General features: G+C 66.5%; 20 protein-coding genes. 6 read left to right on the top strand and 14 right to left on the bottom strand.

What is annotated here, in order from left to right; genetic code table 11:
- Positions 1-17 precede the first annotated feature (17 nt).
- The 5 genes from DFR24_RS06560 to DFR24_RS06540 all read right to left on the bottom strand — a co-directional run bounded on the left by DFR24_RS06560 (position 18) and on the right by DFR24_RS06540 (position 4321).
- A complete protein-coding gene (locus DFR24_RS06560; protein WP_133880500.1) occupies positions 18-935 on the bottom strand; it encodes an aspartyl protease family protein in 918 nt (305 codons plus the stop codon).
- A gap of 115 nt (positions 936-1050) precedes the next feature.
- Complete coding sequence (locus DFR24_RS06555; protein ID WP_133880499.1) at positions 1051-2676, bottom strand: flavin-containing monooxygenase; 1626 nt, start codon at positions 2674-2676, stop codon at positions 1051-1053.
- Positions 2677-2857: 181 nt separating this feature from the next.
- On the bottom strand, positions 2858-3109 hold the full coding sequence (locus DFR24_RS06550; protein ID WP_133880498.1) for a hypothetical protein: 252 nt from the start codon (positions 3107-3109) through the stop codon (positions 2858-2860).
- Positions 3110-3180: 71 nt separating this feature from the next.
- Positions 3181-3777, bottom strand: coding sequence for a hypothetical protein (locus DFR24_RS06545; RefSeq protein WP_133880497.1), 597 nt, complete (start codon positions 3775-3777; stop codon positions 3181-3183).
- Positions 3778-3790: 13 nt separating this feature from the next.
- Positions 3791-4321 (bottom strand): cupin domain-containing protein, encoded by a 531-nt coding sequence (locus DFR24_RS06540; protein WP_133880496.1) that lies wholly within the window; start codon positions 4319-4321, stop codon positions 3791-3793.
- Positions 4322-4521: 200 nt separating this feature from the next.
- Between DFR24_RS06540 and DFR24_RS06535 the strand changes: the two genes are divergently transcribed.
- Entirely contained in the window at positions 4522-5667 is a 1146-nt protein-coding gene (locus DFR24_RS06535; protein ID WP_133880495.1) for a zinc-binding dehydrogenase, read from the top strand.
- Positions 5668-5721: 54 nt separating this feature from the next.
- Positions 5722-6168: a nuclear transport factor 2 family protein gene (locus DFR24_RS06530; protein ID WP_133880494.1), complete on the top strand. Its 447-nt coding sequence runs from the start codon at positions 5722-5724 to the stop codon at positions 6166-6168.
- A gap of 195 nt (positions 6169-6363) precedes the next feature.
- On the opposite strand, the gene DFR24_RS06525 is transcribed toward DFR24_RS06530, so the two are convergent.
- From DFR24_RS06525 to DFR24_RS06490, 8 genes are all read right to left on the bottom strand, one after another.
- Positions 6364-7500 (bottom strand): LLM class flavin-dependent oxidoreductase, encoded by a 1137-nt coding sequence (locus DFR24_RS06525; protein WP_133880493.1) that lies wholly within the window; start codon positions 7498-7500, stop codon positions 6364-6366.
- An 81-nt stretch (positions 7501-7581) separates the two neighbouring features.
- Positions 7582-8754 carry an acyl-CoA dehydrogenase family protein gene (locus DFR24_RS06520; protein ID WP_133880492.1) on the bottom strand — a complete coding sequence of 391 codons (1173 nt, stop codon included), beginning with the start codon at positions 8752-8754 and terminating at the stop codon, positions 7582-7584.
- Between the two features lie 132 nt (positions 8755-8886).
- On the bottom strand, positions 8887-10113 hold the full coding sequence (locus DFR24_RS06515) for an AI-2E family transporter (RefSeq protein ID WP_133880491.1): 1227 nt from the start codon (positions 10111-10113) through the stop codon (positions 8887-8889).
- Between the two features lie 47 nt (positions 10114-10160).
- The gene (locus DFR24_RS06510; RefSeq protein WP_133880490.1) at positions 10161-10316 is read right to left on the bottom strand and encodes a DUF3309 domain-containing protein; all 156 of its coding nucleotides are present in this window, start codon (positions 10314-10316) and stop codon (positions 10161-10163) included.
- 49 nt (positions 10317-10365) lie between these two features.
- Positions 10366-10824, bottom strand: a complete 459-nt coding sequence (locus DFR24_RS06505; protein WP_133880489.1) for a hemerythrin domain-containing protein — start codon at positions 10822-10824, stop codon at positions 10366-10368.
- Positions 10825-11176: 352 nt separating this feature from the next.
- Positions 11177-12055 carry a metallophosphoesterase gene (locus DFR24_RS06500; protein WP_162851078.1) on the bottom strand — a complete coding sequence of 293 codons (879 nt, stop codon included), beginning with the start codon at positions 12053-12055 and terminating at the stop codon, positions 11177-11179.
- A gap of 100 nt (positions 12056-12155) precedes the next feature.
- Positions 12156-13241 (bottom strand): phosphotransferase, encoded by a 1086-nt coding sequence (locus DFR24_RS06495; protein WP_133880487.1) that lies wholly within the window; start codon positions 13239-13241, stop codon positions 12156-12158.
- Positions 13242-13366: 125 nt separating this feature from the next.
- Positions 13367-14182: an alpha/beta fold hydrolase gene (locus DFR24_RS06490; protein ID WP_133880486.1), complete on the bottom strand. Its 816-nt coding sequence runs from the start codon at positions 14180-14182 to the stop codon at positions 13367-13369.
- A gap of 261 nt (positions 14183-14443) precedes the next feature.
- Here DFR24_RS06490 and DFR24_RS06485 point away from each other — a divergent pair, with 261 nt between their 5' ends.
- From DFR24_RS06485 to DFR24_RS06470, 4 genes are all read left to right on the top strand, one after another.
- The gene (locus tag DFR24_RS06485; RefSeq protein ID WP_133880485.1) at positions 14444-15247 is read left to right on the top strand and encodes an enoyl-CoA hydratase-related protein; all 804 of its coding nucleotides are present in this window, start codon (positions 14444-14446) and stop codon (positions 15245-15247) included.
- 174 nt (positions 15248-15421) lie between these two features.
- Positions 15422-16672, top strand: coding sequence for an acyl-CoA dehydrogenase family protein (locus DFR24_RS06480; protein ID WP_407075112.1), 1251 nt, complete (start codon positions 15422-15424; stop codon positions 16670-16672).
- A gap of 25 nt (positions 16673-16697) precedes the next feature.
- Positions 16698-18068: an LLM class flavin-dependent oxidoreductase gene (locus DFR24_RS06475; protein ID WP_133880483.1), complete on the top strand. Its 1371-nt coding sequence runs from the start codon at positions 16698-16700 to the stop codon at positions 18066-18068.
- 222 nt (positions 18069-18290) lie between these two features.
- Entirely contained in the window at positions 18291-18758 is a 468-nt protein-coding gene (locus DFR24_RS06470) for a 2,4'-dihydroxyacetophenone dioxygenase family protein (protein ID WP_133880482.1), read from the top strand.
- A 61-nt stretch (positions 18759-18819) separates the two neighbouring features.
- Here DFR24_RS06470 and DFR24_RS06465 read toward each other — a convergent pair whose 3' ends face one another.
- Positions 18820-19614 (bottom strand): SDR family NAD(P)-dependent oxidoreductase, encoded by a 795-nt coding sequence (locus DFR24_RS06465; protein ID WP_133880481.1) that lies wholly within the window; start codon positions 19612-19614, stop codon positions 18820-18822.
- Positions 19615-19686 lie beyond the last annotated feature (72 nt).

The following is a 19686-nucleotide window of genomic DNA, read 5'->3' as shown; positions in this document are numbered from 1 at the left end:
CGGTCGGCGCGGCGCCGTCAGTTGCGGGCGGTCTTCCTGGCGTCCCACAGCAGCCGCTGTCCGTCCCGATCCAGGCAGGGATCCAGCCTCGACAGGAATTCGGAGCCGACGAGTCCGTCGATCTCCCATTCGGGATCGAACGACTGCGCCATCGACGACAGTGGCACCTTGTGCAAGGCCACGCCCGGCGCGACTTCGACCACGTCGGCCTCACCGCTGACGATCAGGACGCGCTGGCCGCTGCCGCTCATGCCTTCGCGGATCTTCATGTCCGGATAACGGCTGCGCAGCAGGCTCTCGTCGGCGAAGGACGGGAAGAGCTGCACGCCGCCGTTGTTCCCGCTGTCGACGGCCAGCGTCGCGAAACGCCCGTCGATACCCACGCGAATCACCGGCAGGCCGTGCTGCAGCCGCATCGGCACCGCGGTGAGCGTCGAGCCGTCGAAGTCCGCGCGCTTCCAGCGCTGCATCGTCTTCTTCTGGTAGTCGACGCAGACGACGGCGTCCTGCATCAGCGGCGCGCCGAGAAACCCTGCGATCGGCGCCTCGCCTTCGTCACGTTCCGTGACCTCGTCGGGGATGTCGATGATCGCGTAGGTCTGGTCGCGCAAGACGGCGCCGCCGACGCGCACGCTCGGGATCGTCGTCAGCTTGGCCGCGTTGGGCGTGCCGCTGGCATCGTGCAGGTTGACCTCGCCGGTGATCTTCAGGTGCAGCGTCTGCGCCGCATCCGCCGAGACGATGTTTCCATCCGACAGGCCGCTGTCGAAGATGAAGGGCAATGGCCGCCCCGGCGTCAGTTCCACCTGGACGACGATGTTGCCTTCCTCGAGATCGAACGGAATCGAGACGGGCTTCGCGCGCGGTGGCGCTGACAGGGCGGGCAGGGCCGTCAACAGGCCGGCCAGCAGCATCGTGGGAAGAGCGGCGTTCATGCCAGGCACTGTCGCACGTGACGGGCCTGGATGTGATGCCCCCGACGCCTTTGCTGGTCTCCCTCTCCCATGCGATGACGCCGCATGGAGAGAGGGAGCCAAGATATGCGTGCCGCTACCGGATCGAAAACCCCTCGTACCCCTTTTCCGCGATCTCGTTGCAGAGCTTGCGGTAGGTCCCGAAGCCGCCGATGTACGGAAGGAACACACGCGGCTTGCCCGGAATGTTCGCGCCCATGTACCAGGAGTCGGTCTGCGGGAAGAGCGTGGCGTCCGCGAGTTCCTTGACGTGCTGGCCCCAGTGCTCTTCGGCCGACTGCGTCGGTTCGATCGTCGAGGCGCCCTGCTTCTGGATGTGCGAGATGCAGCCGCAGATCCACTCGACGTGCTGCTCGATGGACGTCGGCATGTTGCCGAGCACCGACGGACTGCCCGGGCCGGTGATCATGAACATGTTGGGAAAGCCGAGTGTCGCCACACCGAGATACGTCTGCGGACCGTGCGACCACTTGTCCTCGAGCTTCTGGCCGCCGCGGCCGCGGATGCCGATGCGCGTCAGCGGGCCGGTCATCGCATCGAAGCCGGTGGCGAAGACGATGGCGTCGAGCTTGTAGGTCTGGTCCTTCGTGCGGATGCCGTCGGCGACGATCGCTTCGATCGGATTCGCACGCACGTCGACGAGATCCACGTTGTCGCGGTTGTAGGTCTCGAAATAGTTCTGGTCCAGCGGCAGGCGCTTGGTGCCGATCGGGTAGCCCTTCGGGATCAGCTTGTTCGCGACGTCGGGGTTCTTGACGATGCTGCGGATCTTGTCGCGGACGAAGTCGGCGGCCAGCTCGTTGGCATTGCGGTCGGCGAGCAGGTCCTTGTAGCTGCCGAACATCCACTCGAAGCCGCCCTTCTGCCAGTCGGCCTCGAACTGCTGCTGGCGTTCCGCGGCGGGCACCTTGAGCGCCTCGGCATCACGGAAATCGTAGGGCTGGCCGATATTGGCCCAGCGGCAGGTCTCGCGGATCTGTCCGATGTCGCGCTTGAGCTGATCGACACGATCCTTCGACAGCGGGGCGTTGCGCGCCGGCACGCTGAAGTTGGCCGTGCGCTGGAACACCGTCAGGTGCCTGGCCTGCTTGGCGATGATCGGGATGGACTGGATGCCGGACGAGCCGGTGCCGACCACGCCCACCGTCTTGCCGGTGAAGTCCACGCCCTCGTGAGGCCACTGGCCCGTGTGGTACCACTTGCCCTTGAATTGATCCAGGCCGGGAATCTTCGGAACCTGCGCCGCGGACAGGCAGCCCACCGCGGTGATCAGATACTTCGCCTTCACCGTCTCGCCGCTGCTGGTCTGGACGACCCAGCACGCGCCGGCCTCGTCGTAGGTCGCGCCGCTGACCCGCGTGTCGAAGTCGAATTGCGACTTCAGGTCGAAGCGATCGGCCACATGCTCGAGGTAGCGCAGGATCTCCGGCTGTTCCGGGAAGCGGCAGCTCCAGGTCCACTCCTGTTCGAGCTCCTTGGAGAACGTGAACGAATAGACCCAGCTCTCGGAATCCGAACTCGCGCCGGGATAGCGGTTCCAGTACCAGGTGCCGCCGACGCCGCCGCCCTGCTCGAAGGCGCGGTAGGAAATGCCCATCTCGCGCAGGCGGTAGACGGTGTAGAGGCCGGCGAAGCCGGCTCCGATGACGACGGCATCCACGACTCCGGCTCTGGCGCCCGTGCTCTTCTGACTCGCTGACATGATGGTGTTCGCTCCTTCCAATGCGCGCTGTTGTCCTACAATTTTAGGCGAGCAGGACGGCGAAGTCGGCGCGCCGGGATAGAGGGCGTCTCTCTAGGTATGAACGGCACATCCCGTTGCGGTCCGGATGAATTCGAAATTCACGAGTCGGTGGCGCGACGGACGCTCGTCTTCGTGCGAGCTATGCCGGCGGAGGGTCCATGGCCTCGAACAGTTCGAGCCACAGATCGGCCGGCTGGTCGTCGGGAACATCCCACCAGCGACTGCCGACCTGGTCGACCTGCTTGAAGAAGTAGCCCGCGATGCCGTCGTAACGGCTGTACGCGCTGCTCTCGTAGATCAGCAGTTCGCCTTCGACGAAGTTGTCGCGCATCGCGTCGAACGAACGCCGCACGCGGTAGTAACGACCGACCTGGGAAGAGGGCCCGCTCATCGTGCGTCTCGCGGTGGAGGTGTCAGCCGCGATTATGCAATCGGCAGGCGAGGTGAACGACGCCGGCAACGTTACGGTTCTTCCGCGAGTGCATCGCGCACGCTTTCGCTGGATCGATATTTCTTGCGCAGACCGGCGCGATCCGCGTCGAGGGCATCGCAGCGCAGCTTCGTCATCGTGGCGTTGACCTCGCGGTCGTGCTCCGACTGGTCGCCGTTGAACTCGCCGGCGAAGTGCTCGCACATTTCGGCGCGTTCGACGAAGGCCGTCACGTCGGCGGGCAGGCCGGACTTGGCCGCAGCATCGTCGCCGACCAATCCCATGCTGCCGACCACTTCGACGCGCTCGCCACGAATCCATCCGCTGTGCACCGCGCCGGTCTTCGGATGCGTGTACTGGACCGAATACCAGCCGTTCCATTCCGAGTAGCCGAGCAGGGCGTCGCCGGTGACGACATAGGTCTTGGTCGCGCAGGCCGCGTCGGGCGCCTTGTGGAAATGCAGCCGGTCCCTGCCGACGACGCGCAGGTTCTGGACCGGTCGCATGTGCGCCTGCTCGGTTTCTGCCTTCGCGGAAATCGCGTCGCAGCCCGCGCCGGGTGCGGCGGCCCAGCAGGGCGCAATCGCCAGTGCGGCAAGGATCGGGAACACGACGAGGCGAACGGTCATGGGGGCGACGTGCTCAGACCGGCGTGGCGCCGACCAGGATCACGGCGATCAGGCAGGACTCGGTTCCGCGCACGCTCCACGAGTGCATCGTGCCGCGCTGGATCAGCACGTCGCCGGTCTTGAGCAGGACCTCACCGGTGTCGACGATCGCGTGGATCTCGCCCTTGAGCACGACGATGTAGTCGATGGTCGCGGTCTTGTGACGCAGCGGATCGTCGGAGTGATGATCGCGCGCGGTGCCCGCGCCGATCGAATCGAACGCGGCGGATGCGTCCACGGTGCTGCGCCACGCCGCATCGGGAGGAAATTCGACGATGCGGAACAGCGAGCCGGTCGACGGCGGCGTCAGTCGCACCGGACGCCGCGCAGCATCTTCCGCGGACGTGTTGTCGGCGGGAGCCCCGCTGGTTTCCCACAGGTCGGTGAGCCCCAGGCCCGGCATCGAATCCATTTCCTTGACGGTGGGCGCGGGGCCGTCGAACAGGATCGTGGAGCGACCTTGCGCGTCGTGGCCGGTGACCACACGCCGGATCTTCTGCAGCATCGTGCTTCTCCTCGAGGCTGAATCGACGGGAGCCCAACGCCGCGCTCTGCATGCGGCGTCGTCGTGGCTCGACTATACCAACGGCCACCGGGTCATCCGGGCGTCGAAATCCGAAGCCCCTCGATCGAGGGAACGATGGCAGGGGCAGGGAGTGGCACACTCGACCGCGGCATCCCCCTTTATCGACGACAGGAACGGACATGAGCGCAGGCGTACCCGGCAAGACCCTACAACTGCGTTCGCTGATCAAGGCGGCGGGTGAACTCGAGTTGTCGCTGGTCGAGATCGATCTGCCGTCGCCCGCCGACGACGAAGTGATCGTGCGGGTCGAGGCTTCGCCGTTGAATCCCTCCGATCTCGGATTGCTGTTCGGTGCCGCCGACCTCACCACGGCGAAGGCCACAGGTTCTGCGGACCGTCCGATCGTGACGGCCGCCGTTCCTCCCGCGGGGCTCAGGGCCATGGCCGGTCGCGTCGACCAGTCGATGCCGGTCGGCAACGAAGGCGCCGGCACCGTCGTCGCCGCCGGTTCCTCGGCAGCCGCGCAGGCGTTGATGGGGCGCACCGTCGCGATGCTCGGTGGTGCGATGTACGCGCAGCACCGCGGCATCAAGGCAGCGCAGTGCCTGGTTCTGCCGGAAGGCACGCGCGCGTCGGACGGCGCGTCGGCCTTCGTGAATCCGCTGACGGTGCTGGGCATGGTCGACACGATGCGGCGCGAAGGTCACAAGGCGCTCGTGCACACCGCGGCCGCCTCCAATCTCGGGCAGATGCTCAATCGCGTCTGCCTGCAGGAGAACGTTCCCCTGGTGAACATCGTGCGCAAGCCGGAGCAGGCGGCCGTGCTGCGCGAGATCGGCGCGAAATACATCTGCGACTCCAGCGCGCCGACGTTCATGAAGGACCTCACCGATGCGCTGGTCGCAACCGGAGCGACGATCGCCTTCGATGCGATCGGCGGCGGCAAGCTCGCGGGCCAGATCCTGAGCTGCATGGAAGCGGCGGTGAACCGGAGTGCGCCCGAGTACAGCCGATACGGATCCTCGGTGCACAAGCAGGTCTACATCTACGGCGGCCTCGACCGCTCGCCGACCGAACTCGTCCGCAGCTTCGGCATGACCTGGAGCCTGGGCGGCTGGCTGCTGTTCGGCTTCCTGCAGAAAGTCGGACCGGAGGGCACCGCCCAGCTCAAGGCGCGTGTCGCATCCGAATTGAAGACTACGTTCGCCAGCCATTACACCAAGCAGGTCACGCTCGCCGAGGCGCTGCAGCTCGACGAGATCGCGGTGTACGGCAAGCAGGCCACCGGCACGAAATATCTGATCACGCCGCACAAGAAGGGTTGATGCGACGCGTGCGAGCGGCGCAATAAAAAAGTCGGACAGGGAGGAGAGCACGGCATGCGTATCGACCAAGTGGAGCCGCAGAACGAGGCCCAGCGCGAACAGTTGCGGCTGGTGCGTCACTGGGAGCAGACCTACAACACGGACGTGGGGCGGCTCGTGCGCGAGTGTTATGCCCCGGATGCGCACCTGTGTTTCAACAGCGCCGAAGTGCGCGGGCATGAGCAGTTGCTGCGCGTCTGCGAGGGTGTGTTCGGTGCCTGCCCGACGCGGCGCATGCGCGTCGATCACGTCCACTTCAGCGGCGTCGACACCGTGATCCTCGAGGCCGCGATCCTGGACCTGGCGCAGCCCGAGTTCTACTCGCCGTTCTGCACGATTCTCACGGTGCGTGACGGACGCATCGCGACCGATCGCACGTACCTCGAGCCGACCCGGTGGCCGGGCCTGGCGGGTGCGGTGGCGCACGTGAGCCCAGGCGGTCTCGGTCGAAAGGATCCGTAGCCCGGGCTTCGCCCGGGGTTGCGTTCCGTATGCGAGAGGAACCCCGGGATTCGGATTAGACGGCGTAGGCTGGGATGGAGCGAAGCGAATCCCAGCAGCAAGGTGACTTGCGGACGCGACGCTGGGATTCGCTTCGCTCCATCCCAGCCTACGGAAGCTGCGGTGTTGCGAGGGCGTATATGAAGGGACCTCGGTCTAGCTCCTCAACCCCGCCTGTCGCAACAACGGCATCACCTTGCGATCGAAATGATCGAGTTCGACGACGTAGTCGTTGAACCCGAGCACGATGCCGCCGATGCCGATCTCGGACGTCTTCGCGAGCTTCTCGACGATCTGCTCGGGCGTGCCGACGAAGGTCATGCCGCCCCATCCCATCGCGAACTGCGTGCGCAGCTGGCGCACGGCCTCGGCGTCGCCGTAGGACTGGCCTTCGAGGCCGAACACGCGCACCAAGTTGTCGATCGCACCCCAGTCGATGCCCGCGACCATCGCGTCGTAGTCGCGCTTGGCTTCCGCCTCGGTGTCGCGACAGACGACGGTCGCGTAGGTCATCGTCGAGATGTCGCGCTGGTAGACGTCCCGCGCGCGCTTGCGTACGGCGCTGGCTGCGGCCTGTCCCATCTCGAACGAACCCATGCCGACGAAGTTGATGTCGCAGTACTTCGCGGAGAAATCCAGGCCCGGAGGGGAACTGCCGGCGTTGACGAGAACCGGATGCGGGTTCTGCACCGGGCGCGGACGCGCGATGGCCTGCTTGATCTGGAAGAACGTGCCGTCGAAATCGACCGCTTCCTCTTCGCTCCACAGCCGCTTGACGATCTCGACCCACTCGGAGCCGAAGCGATAGCGCTCGTCGTGCTCTTTCTGCTTGCCGCCGAACATCTCCATCTCGGCGGTGAACCATCCCATCACGAGGTTCAGTCCGAAGCGACCGCCGGAGATGTGGTCGATCGTCGCCGCCTGCTTGGCCGCGAGGATCGGATGCACCGTGGGCACGTGCGAGGTGGCAAACACCATGATGCGCTCGGTGGCCTCGGCCAGGCCCGCGGCCCAGGTGTAGGTCTCGAAGGACTCGCCGGCGAAATTGGTCTCACCGCCGAAGCCGCGCCAGCGGCCGACCGGAACCAGCGCCTCGAAGCCCATCGCCTCGGCTTTCTGTGCGATCGCGCGTGTGTGTTTCCACGACAGCTCGTACGTCGTCGGGACCGACGTCGCCATCATGCCGCCGCTGACATTGAAGCTGAACAATCCGAGCTTGAGTTTCTGTCGCGGGTCGAACAGCGCGAGCGAGGAACGGCTCGCGGTCTGTGCATCAGGTGACGTTCGCTTCACGTCGAGTCTCCTTGGATCATCTGGTGGCGGATTCGCTCATATCACGCGATCGCGCCGAGCGGGTCTTGCATCGGCTTGGCGCTAGACCATCCGCTTCGCGATCTCTTCGAGCATGACCTCGGTGGCGCCGCCGCCGATGGACTGCACGCGCGCATCGCGCGTCATGCGTTCGATGGCGGTCTCGCGGATGAAGCCCATGCCGCCGTGGAACTGCAGGCAGTCGTACATGACCTGGTTGACGAGGTCTCCGCACAGCGCCTTGACCATCGAGACTTCCTTGACCACCTGCTGGCCCTGCGCATCTCGCCACGCGCAGCTGTAGACGAGGCTGCGCGCAGCTTCGACCTGCGCAAGGCGCGTCGCGAGCCGATGACGGATCGTCTGCTTCTCCCACAGCGCGGCCCCGAAGGCCTGGCGCTGCGTCGCCCATTCCACGGCGAGTTCGATCGCGCGGGAGGCTTCGCCCATGGCCTGCGCGCCGAGCACGATGCGCTCGTTCTGCAGGTTGCGCGTCAACGCGTAGAAACCTTTTCCTTCCTGGCCGAGCAGATTTTCGGCCGGAATGCGGCAATCGATGAACGAAAGTTCCGCGGTGTCGCTGGACAGCCAGCCGTGCTTCTTCAGCGGCCGCGCGACGCTGAAACCCGGCGTTCCCTTCTCGACGATGAACATCGAGATGTCGCGATTGCGCCCCGGTGCGCCGGTCTTGGCGGCCACGAAATACAGATCCGCGTGGATGCCGTTGGTGATGAACATCTTGGAGCCGTTGAGGACCCACTCGTTGCCGTCGCGACGCGCCGTCATGCGCATGCTCGCCAGGTCCGAACCGGCGCCGGCCTCGGTCATCGCCACGGCTGCGATCTTCTTGCCGGCGATCAGGTCGGGCATGTAGCGGTCGATCTGCTCGGGTGTTCCCGCGTGGAACAGGTGCGGGCTCGCCATGTCGGTGTGCACCAGCACCGTGACTGCGAATCCGCCGTAGGTCGAACGGCCCAGCTCCTCGGCGAGCACGACGGTGGCGAGCGTGTCGAGTTCGCTGCCGCCGTGACGGCTGTCGTAGCGGATGCCGAGCAATCCCAGTTCGCCCATCTCGCGCAGGATCTCGCGGGGAACGAATCCGGCTTCCTCCCAGGCGTCGGCCTGCGGCAGCACGCGGTCGGCGATGAATCGGCGGATCGTGTCGCGCAGCAGCTCGTGCTCGTGCCTGAAGAACGGCAAAGTGGGCTTGAAGTCCGAGGGATCGTGAGAGGTCATGTGCCCGTCTTGGGAAGGAGGCTCGTGCCGCGGCTCGTGGCCGCAGGGGATGGGGCGACGAACCTAGCAAAGCCCGCCGGCGCCGAGAATCCGGGCGGATACGGGTGGCCATCCTCGGAACCGATGGCGCGTTCAGCTATCGGAGGGCGCGAGGCAGCGTTCCGGCTCGGCGCACGGGGCGGGCGCGAGTGGCGCCGTGACCGGCGATCGCGGCGCCTCGGATGCGAGCAGTTCCGCAACCGGGCTCAGGTGTTCGATGCGTTCGCAGATCGCCATGACGACCATCATGATCGGGATGCCCAGCAGCAGGCCGGGCACGCCCCACAGCCAGTTCCAGACGATCAGCGAGACGAACGTGGCGACGGCGTTCATGCGCGCCATGCGCTGTGTCAGCCAGGGCACCAGGCCCAGGCCGATGACGCCGGCGACGGCGAATGCACTGGCCGCGACGACCAGCACCGCGTGCGGGTCGTCGAACTGCAAGTAGGCGAATACCGAGGCCGCGCCGATGACCAGCGCCGTGCCGATGTACGGGATCAGGTGGAAGGCGCCGGCGGCGAATGCCCAGAACATCGCGTTCTCGAGCCCGAGGACGGCGAAGACGATGCCGGTGGCCACGCCGACCAGCGCGCTGGTCGCGAACTGGATGAGCAGATAACGCTGGATCTGCGCCTCGATCTCTTCGAGGATCTGGACGGTCAGCTTCTTCTGGCTCAGCGTCTGGCCGCTGATGCGCACCAGTTTGCGTTTGAAGTCGTGTCCGGAAATCAGCAGGAAGAAACTCAACGCAAGGACGATGATGGTCTGTCCGATTCCGTTGAACAGCTGCAGTGCGCCCGACCAGACGTAGTCGCGCAGCTTGAGCGGCGACTCGGCAGGGGCCTTGCCTGTCGCCTTCGAGCCGGGTGGAGAAGGAGCCGTGGCCTTCTGGATCTCGTCGGCGGCGATCGTCAGGCGCCGCACCGCGCTGTTGCGATCGAGCGACGTGCGGTGCAGCAGCGCCTTGAGCTTCTGCGTGGCCTGCGGCACCGAATCGATCAACTGGTTGACCTGCGGCTGCACCGCGAGGATTCCGGCTCCGGTGCCGCCGACCGCCAGCGAAAGCGCCAGTGCGGCGCCGATCGGCAGCGGAATGCGAGCGCGCTTCTTGAGCCACATCACCATCGGCATCAGCGCGTAGCCGAGGAAGACGGCGAGAGTGATCGGGATCAGCGCATCTTTTGCGAACTTGAGCCCGAGGACGACGGCGACGAGCGCCACGATGCCGATCGAGGCGCTACGGATCGCCTGCGCACCGCGCGGGGTCGCTGTGACCGCGCGCGGCTCGTCGGCGATCACATCGGCGGCGTCGTTGGGCATGGAGTGTTATGTCCCGCAGGCGACGCGCGGCGCGGGCGGGACGTTCTTCACAGGTAGCCGAGGAAGAACAGGATCAGCAGGATGGCCGCGACCAAGCCTGCCGCGCCGCTGGGGTAGTAGCCCCACTGGCGACTGTGCGGCCAGGTCGGCAACGCGCCGATCAGGACGACGATGAGCACGACGATCAGGACCGTGGACAGCATGGGCAATGTGCTCCGTCAGCGTGGTTGACTGCAGAAATGTAGAGGCAGGTCAGGCGCTCTTCAGCGTCTTCTGCATGCGCGCGTAATCCTTGCGATACCGCTTTGCGGCACGGACCTTTTCGGCTTTCGACAACAGCTTTCCGGACACCTGGAAGAACTTCTTCTCTTCTTCGCGCAGATGGTGATGCACCTTGTGCGAGAGCTTCCTGGCGGTGGCCAGCCACGACGCGCCGGAGTGGTCGCGCACCTGCAGGTCCTCGACCAGTTCGTCCATCTGGTGGTGCTCGTGCAGCGCGTGCCGCGCCGAGGACAGGCCCGCGTCTTCCATCAGGATCGGCGCGTAGAGAAAGCGCTCTTCCGCCGCGGCGTGCGCGGCGAGTTCGATGCGCAGCGCCGTGAAGGTGGCGATGCGCTGTTCGGTGTGTGGCTTGGAACGCAGCAGTGCGCGGCACAGCGAACGTTGCAACTCGTGACTCTCGCGCAGGGCGTCGTAGATGTTGTCGGTCATGCGAGTTCTGTGGAGGATGACGGGGCGACGCGTTCGCCCCGCGTATCGGTGCGGAGTCGTGAACGCCGGGCGGCTGCGCGACGACGCAAGCCTTGGCTGTATCCGGGTGCACGATGGATGCCACGAGCCGCGGCGTGCGGATGCGGCTGGCTGGCGCGAGCGGAATCATCGGTTTTTGGCGGGAATTACGCGCCTGGAACGAGGCGCCGCGCGACGGCGTCCGCGCCCGTCGAGCGGCGTCGCACGCAGGGATGCCGGCGTTCGGGCAGGTCGGAATGCGAGCCCGGCGAGATGCCTTCGGGCAAATTGCCAACAGCGTTCGCGGCGTGTTTGCGCGCCGCGCGTGCGCGCGTTACGCGCTTGCGTAAGCCGGCGGAATCAGCAGCGCATCCGGCAGCTTTCGCGGGCCGCCCTTGACCAGCTTGGGCTCTGCGCCGGCGGTGACCTGCCAGTAGTGATCCTGCAGCGGTTCGATCAACGTGAGCCGGCCGGTGGCGAGGTAGGCGCCGGTGTCGACGAACACGGTGTTGCCCACGCGCAAGGGCTTCCGGTTCCCGATGATCGTGTGTCCGACGTACACCAGATCGATGCCGTCGACCGGGCGCAGCCTCGCGCAAAGCGCCGCGCGTTCCTCCGGCGCCAAGGTCGCGCCTGCGGGTTCGTTGGAGATGAAGTCGGCGATGCGATAGCGCTGGCGTCCCCACAGCGCACTGGCCGCCACCGTCGATCCGCCGTCGTCGATCGTGTCCTCGAACCGCGCATCGAGATCACGAATGTCCTGCCAGCCGGCGCCGGGCTTCACTTCGGCGTGGATCAGGCCGATGCGACGGCCGTCCTGCAGCGACAGTTCGATGGCATAGGGCAGCGTGTCGATGAAGGCCTCGATCTCTTCGAGCCGGCCCGGCGGCAGGTCGCGCGCCCACAGTCCGCCGTTTCGCTCCCACACCCTGAGGTACAGGCTGCTGTGCCGCGCCGCCTGCAGGAGCGCTTCGTGGTTGCCGCGGATGGCGAAGTGGCCGGGACGGGTGGCGAAGCGATGCATCAGCGCATCGTTGTCGGGTCCGCGATCCACGAGGTCGCCGAGCGAGAACAGGCGGTCGCTCCGTTCCTCAAACGAGACGTGCTGCAGCAGGCAATCGAGCATGGCTTGCTGGCCGTGCAGATCGCCGACGACGAAGTCGCGCCCGTTCGGGTTGGCAGGAACCTGGCGATGCAGCGGGTGGGCGCTCATCCCCGATCTTAAACAGGATGGAGAGGGAGCCGGAGAGGGATCGCCCTCGGGTTCGGGACAAAGAAGATGGGCTTCCTCTCCGCGGGTTCCTGCGCGATAGCTAAACCCGCGCCAGAACCCCGAAACTCTCCAGATCACGCACCTGCGCCGCCGTGCGTTCGATCCACAGCTTCCACATCTGGTCCCCGCGCGGTGTGCGCTTGACGGCGCCCACACCGAAGACGCCGACCTGCAGGCCATGGATCGCGTGAAGGCGGTAGTCGTCCCAGCAGCGCGCAGCGTCGTAGTCCTTCACGCCATGTCCGACCAGGGCCTCATGGTAGTGCGCCACCAGATCGCGTTCATGCGCGCGACGGTTCTCCACGGCCATGCTCGTGCCCATCCAGTACGCGACGTCGATGGTGCCGCGGCCGAAGCCCAGGCCCTGCCAGTCGAGGATCACGACCGGACGGCTGCCGCCGTGCGCATCGAACAGCACGTTGTCCGCGCGCAGGTCCATGTGCCAGAGGCATTGCGGATCGCTGAACGTGCGCTTCCAGGCATCGGCGTGATCGACCAGGCGCGCCGCCTCGACCAGGTCCTGCTCGGGGACGAGGTCGGCGCACAGCTCGGGGAAAGTCTTGACGACGTCCGCGAAGTTGTCGGTGACCTGCGTGAAGATTCCGACCGGTCCCTGGAGCCAGTCCTGCGAGGCGAGGCGGCTGTCGTGCCAGGTCGCGGCATGCAGTGCGGCAGCCTGCTCCAGCACGCGCGCGGATTCGTCCGCGCTGCAGCCGAGGAGCTGGTCGACCTGGCGTGCGGGTGCAAGGTCTTCCATCAGCAGCACGAAGTCCGTGTTGTTGCTCGCCAGCGACGCGTGCAGCGCCTTGGGAATGGAGACCGGGAGATTCGGCGCGATCTCGCGATAGAAGCCGATCTCGCTGCGATAGAAGCCGGAGCGCGTCCCGAATTCGCGGCTCGTCGGATCCTTCGATGCGAACTTGCCCACGACCGTCGCCGGTCCTGCCGACGGTTTGTCGTAGGTCAGCGTGAAGCGATAGGAATCGCCGAGCTGGCCGGTGCCGCAGGTCTGGTAGCTGACATCGACGACCTTCGCGCCTTCGAGCCGTCCGGCCTGGCGCAGGGCCGTGGTGAGCCATTCGGCCGTGACGGCTTCGACGGGCACAACGGGTTCAAACGAATTCATGCGGACGGCTCCAGTCTCCAGGCCTCGACCATAACGCGTCCCATCGGAAGAAGAGGAAGCGCAATCGCGGATGCTGGCGTCAGGACGCGAAGCCGTCTTGTGTGAACACGCCGTGGGCGGACCGGTCACGCCGGTTCATGCGAGAAACTCCAGCACCGCCCGGTTGAACGGCAGGGCGCGGCGAGATTCATTGCGTGGCGCACACCCGGGATCGTCACGCGCTGCACCTGGGGCAGGTGGGCCTGCAGCAGGTCGAGCAGTTGCGGGAACGGCGAGGGCGTCGATGCGCCGCCGATCAGCAGCGTGGGTATCGCCAGGCTCTCGAGGTCGGTGCGCGAGAACGTCATGCGGGCTTCGCGGAGCTGCCCGAGCAAGGTGCGCGCATTGTCACGCGCCATGCGCTTGAAGCCGGACACGGTGTGCGACCAGATCGGCGTGCCGCTGACGCCGTCGATGAACAGCGCGAGCCCGCCATCGATGTCGCCGATCTCGATGCGCCGCGCCGCTTCGCGCATCCGCGTGGTGGCCTGTTCGCGATCGATGCCGTCGACAGCTCCGAACGAGGCATCCGGCATGCCGCCGGGTTCGGCCAGGATCAATCGTCTCAAGAGCTGTGGCGCGCGACGCGCCAGCCGGAACGCGACGTATCCGCCGCGTGAATGCCCCATCAGGTCGACCGGCCCGGCGTCGAGCGCTTCGATGAATCCGGCCAGATCGTCGACATGCGTGTCGATGTCGTAACCCTCACCCTGACCGTCCCAGTTCTCGGGCCAGCAGCGTCGCAGGCTGACGGCGATCGCGCGCTGCGCTGCGCCAAGCGGCGCCATCTGCGGTGTCCAGTAGCGGTAGTCGCACAGCGAGCCGTGGATCATCAGCAGCGGCCGGCCGTTGCCGGTCTCGGCATAGGCGAGGTCGTAGTCGTTGATGCGGAGCGTCGGCATGCGGGCATTCTGCCGGTGGCGGTCGCGCGGCGTGATGGCGCGCGTTCCAGAGGGGCCGTCGGGGCTGACGCCCCTCCTACAGCATGCGTAGCCCGGACGAAGTCCGGGGTTCCCTTCGCATCCGGAACGCAATCCCGGACTTCGTCCGGGCTACGGGGACGTTTGGGCGTCAGCCGCGACAAGGCCCTATGCACACGGCGCCCGAACCGCGATCGAACTCGTGCACACTTTTCCGCAACACCCGCTGCCCGATCTTTCCCGATGAAAACCGGCTATCGCTTCCTCAGCGTCACGCAAACCGCCAGCGTCACGACCGTCGTCATGAACCGGCCCGAGGTCATGAACGCGCTGCACACGCCGATGCACGAGGAGCTCGAACAGGCGCTCGATGCCTTCGCGGCCGACGCCACGCAGCGCATCTGCGTGCTGACCGGCGCCGGCGAGCGCGCGTTCTGCGCCGGCAGCGATTTGAAGATCGCCGCGGCGCAGGATTCGCTGGGCTCGTACCCGAAGAGCGGGTACGCGGGAATCGTCGAGCGCTTCGATCTCGACAAGCCGCTGATCGCCGCCGTCAACGGTATCGCGATGGGCGGTGGATTCGAGATCGCGCTGGCCTGCGACCTGATCATCGCGGCCGATACCGCGCGCTTCGGTCTGCCCGAGCCGCGCGTCGGCGCCGTTGCGCTCGGTGGCGGCGTACACCGGCTCGCGCGGCAGATCGGCCTGAAGCAGGCGATGGGCATGGTGCTGTCGGCGCGCGCCGTGTCCGCCGCCGAGGGCCTGCGGCTCGGCTTCGTCAACGAGGTCGTGCCGGCCGCTGAACTGGCGGCGGCCACGCAGCGATGGATCGATCAGATCCTGGCCGGTTCCCCGATCGCCATCGAAGCCTCGAAGCAGACGCTGCACCGTGGTCTCGACGAGGCGAGCCTTGCCGACGCGATCCGCAAGCAGGCCACCTATCCGAAGTTCGAGGCCTGGCTGAAGTCCGAGGACAAGCGCGAAGGCCCTCGCGCTTTCGCCGAGAAGCGGACGCCGAGGTGGCAGACCGGATCCGCAGGGAATTGACGCAGCGCAGCATGCGTCGGAGAACCCGATGCCGCGGAACCCTCTCGACGCAGAGCGGGTCAGCACCGGGTTGACCCTGTTCTTCCTCGATGGAATAACGTCGGACGAACACTTTCTGAAAACGCATATCCGACTTCCGCGTCGGCATCATGCGATTTCAATCTTACGGACTCCATGCCTATGTCGAGTGTGATCACCTCGCGTCCCGCCGCGGCTGGCGCAGCCGCGTCCGCGTCTACCCAAGCCGTGGACCCGACCGATCTGCCGGCCGTCCTGCGCGAGATTGCGCGTGAAGCGGGCCGTCGCGAGCTGAACGACGAGAATCCGTTCGAGGCGATCGACCTGGTCCGCGCCGCGCGCATCGGTGCGCTGCGCCTGCCGATCGCGCTGGGCGGAGCGGGCTATTCGGTGCGCGAGATGTTCGCGGCGGTGATCGACCTGGCCGAGGCGGATCCGGTGGTCGCGCACATCATCCGCACCCACTACTGGTTCGTCGAAGAGCGGCTGCGTTCGTCCGACTCGGATGCGCGCCGGCACTGGATCGGCGAGATCGCGGCCGGAAAGCTCTTCGGAAATGCCACGAGCGAGCTGGGCGCCGCCGCCGTCGGCAGTCTTCGCTACGCAACGACGCTGACACCCGAGGGCGACGGCTTCGTCGTGAACGGCACCAAGGTCTACTGCACCGGTACGATGTTCTCGGATTACGTGAACGTGTGGGCGGCGCAGGGCGAGAACGCGCTGGCGTCGCTGATCATCCCGACGACGCGTGCCGGCATCACGATGCTGGACGACTGGGACGGCATGGGCGCGCGCAAGACCGGGTCGGGAACGACGCGCTTCGAAGGCGTGCAGGTGCGAGCCGACGAGATCCTCGGGCACATCCGGCTCGATGCGGAGCCGCAGCCCACGTTCGAGTTCGCGTTCCTGCAGCTCTACCTGCAGGCGATCATGGCCGGCATCCTGCGCAACGTCGTCGGTGATGCGGTCAAGCTGCTGAAGACACGCGACCGCTCGTTCTCGCATGCACCGGCCGAGCGCCCGGCGGACGATCCGCTGCTGCAGCAGATCGTCGGCGAGCTGTCGGCGTCCGCGTTCGCGGCCGAGAGCACCGTGCTGGCCGCGGCCGACGCCATCGACCAGGCCTACGCCTCGCTGCAGAACGGTGTACCGGATGCGACGCTGGCGCAGCGCGCGTCGCTGCGTGCGGCGCAGGCCAAGGTGCACGTCGATGCGCTGGCGGCACGCGCGGCCAACCAGCTCTTCGACGTCGGCAGCGCATCGGCCGCCACGCGCCGCAAGAACCTGGACCGGCACTGGCGCGCGATCCGCACGCTGAGCCTGCACAACCCGACGCTCTACAAGGCCCTGTCCATCGGCAAGTTCCTCGTCAATGACGAGCCGCTGCCGTTCAACGGCTACTTCTGAAAATCCGCCCGACGGAGTCCACACCTTGAAACGATCCTTCCATCTCGCCGGCTTCCAGATCGCCGGCGCCGTCACGCACAGCCATCCGGGTTGGCGCCACCCGAAGACGACCGGCGATTTCCTGGGGCTGGACTACTACGCGAACATCGCGCGCACCTTGGAGCGCGGCAAGTTCGACTTCATGTTCTTCGCCGACGTGCTCGCGATCCCGCGCCGCTACGGTGACGACATCGCCGACACGCTGCGCCGCGGCACGCAGGGCGCCGTCGGCCTGGACCCGATGATGGTCGCCGCGGCGCTGGCCGGCGCCACCGAGAAGCTGGGCCTGGCCGTCACCAAGTCGGTCACGTACTTCTCGCCGTACGACATCGCGCGCTCGTTCGCGAGCCTCGATCACCTGTCGGGCGGACGCGTGGGCTGGAACGTCGTGACCTCGCTCAACCAGGCCGAGGGCCAGAACTTCGGCCGCGACGAGATGCTGGACCACGACCTGCGCTACGACCGCGCGGACGAATTCCTCGAGGTCGCCTACAAGCTGTGGAACAGCTGGCAGGAAGATGCCATCGTGCGCGACCGCGCATCCGGTTTCTTCGCCGATCCGGCGAAAGTCCACGAGATCCACCACGTGGGCCCGCACTTCAAGGTGCGCGGCCCGCTCAACGTCTCGCACTCGCCGCAGTCGCGACCCGTCATCATCCAGGCGGGATCGTCGGGTCGCGGCAAGGATTACGCGGCACGCTGGGCCGAGGCGATCTTCGAGATCGATCCTTCGCCGGACAGCCGCCGCGCGTACTACGTGGACGTGAAGGCGCGTGCCTCGAACTTCGGCCGCGACCCGTCGAAGATCAAGATCTTCCCGGCGGTGATGCCCTTCGTCGGACGCACCGAGGCCGAAGCGCGCGAAAAGCAGGCCTTCCACAACGAGCTGGCCGACCCGATCTCCGGCCTGATCACGCTGTCCGCGCACACGGATCACGACTTCTCGCGCTATCCGCTGGATGCGCCGGTGGGCGACATCAAGGCGCCAGGTTCGCAGGGGCTGTTCGCGGTGGCGCGTGCGCTGAGCGTCAAGAACGACCTGACCTTGCGCGACGTCGGCAAGCTCTACGCGCAGGGCATCATCCTGCCGCAGTTCGTCGGCACGCCGACGCAGGTGGCCGACCAGCTCGAGGCCGCGTGGAGCGCCGAGGAATGCGACGGCTTCATGATTTCGGCGGCGTGGTCGCCCGGCGCGTTCGAGGAGTTCGTCGACCTCGTCGTCCCCGAACTGCAGCGGCGCGGACTGTTCCGCAAGGAATACGAGGGCAAGCAGCTGCGCGATCACCTGGGCCTGGGCAAGGCGAGCCTCGAGCCGATTGCGCGGCAGCGCACGCCGGAAGCCAGCAAGGTCGCCTGACGTAGCCCGGGTGTTGAATTTCGCGAAGCGAAAGAGGCGGGATTCCCCTCGCATACGGACCGTAACCCCGGGTTTCACCCGGGCTACGGTCTTGCACGGCGAGGCCATCGACGTGGCACCGTCGGGCCGTTCGCGGACCTTCGCGGGCGATACGCTGCAAGGGCTGGATCAGGCGTCCTTGATGACGCCGCACGACCCCATTTCATTGCAGAGGAGCATCGTATGAAGCCCGCCGTTGCCGAGGAATATCAGCAGATCGACCAGATGCCCTGGGCGCCGTTTCCCGAGGCGCTGTCGAAGGGCGGTATCCGCTGGAAGCTGCTGCACGTGGGCCCCGAGATGGGCGCCTGGACCGCCTACTTCGGTTGCCCGGCCGGATCGGCCTTCAATGCCCATGTCCACCAGGGCCCCGGCGAGTACGTGCTGACCAAGGGACGCATGGACGTGCGTGGCGGCAGGGACAACGGCGGTGATACCGCGGTCGCCCCCGGCTACGGCTACGAGTCGGCCGGCGCGCGCCATGACCTCACCAACTTCCCGGTCGACAGCGAGTTCTACATGAGCTTCCTCGGGCCGCTGGTCTTCATCAATGAAGACGGCTCGCCGATCGTCGCGATCGGCTGGAAGGAAGTGCAGGGCGCCTGGCAGGCGTTCCTCGATTCGCAGGCCTCGGTGAAGAAGGCCGCCTGATCACGCCGGAACCTGCCTCGCGATCCGCGAGGCAGGTTCCTTCCGGACGTTTGTTGTTACGTCAGACCGAGTAGCGGCAGAGCGTCTCGCCGCCGTCCAGGCGGATCAGGTCGCCGTGGATGTAGCTGGATTCTTCCGACGCCAGGAACACCGCGAGGTCGGCCACGTCCTTGGCCTCGCCCCAGCGTCCCAGCGGGATGCTGTCGGTGAAGTACTTGTCGAAATCCTTGTTGTCGAACAGCTCGCGCGTCAGCGCGGTCTTCGCGTACGTGGGGCAGATCCCGTTCACGCGGATGCCCTGCTTGCCGTACTCGATGGCCAGGCATCGCGTCAGGTTGGCCTGCGCGCCCTTGGAGATGTTGTAGACCGACTGCCGCGGATGGCCCTGCAGGCCGGCGGTGGACACCAGGTTGATGATGTTGCCGCCCTTGCCCTGCGCCAGGAACTGCTTGACGGCCTCCTGCGATCCCAGCCACGTGCCCTTCACGTTGACGTTCAGGCAGGCGTCGAGCTCGTCGTCGGTGAACTCGTGGAACAGCTTGCCGCCGCGATAGATGCCGGCGTTGTTGAACATGATGTCGAGACGGCCGTAGGTGTCGACCGCCGCCCGCACGAGCGCGCGCACGTCGTCACGTTTGGTCACGTCGCAGCGCACGAACGTGGCGGCGCCGCCGGCTCGCACGATCTCGTCGACGGTGGTCGTCGTCAGGCTGTCCTCGAAGCCGCCGGACAGCGGCTCGGCCCGGAGATCGCCGACGACGATCTTCGCGCCTTCGCGCGCATAGGCGATCGCGATGGCGCGACCGAAGCCGGAACTGCCACCGGTGATGATGGCTACTTTGTCCTTGAGGCGCATGGGGATTCTCCGGTGTCGCGGGTGGGCGGGGCGGCACCCGAGGATACGCGCGGCCTTAATCGGCCCTGTCCC

The sequence above is a fragment of the Panacagrimonas perspica genome (assembly GCF_004364935.1).
Taxonomy (GTDB): Bacteria; Pseudomonadota; Gammaproteobacteria; order Nevskiales; family Nevskiaceae; genus Panacagrimonas; species Panacagrimonas perspica.
The sequence above is the reverse complement of the archived record's forward strand: the minus strand, read 5'-3'. Positions and strand labels throughout refer to the sequence as shown.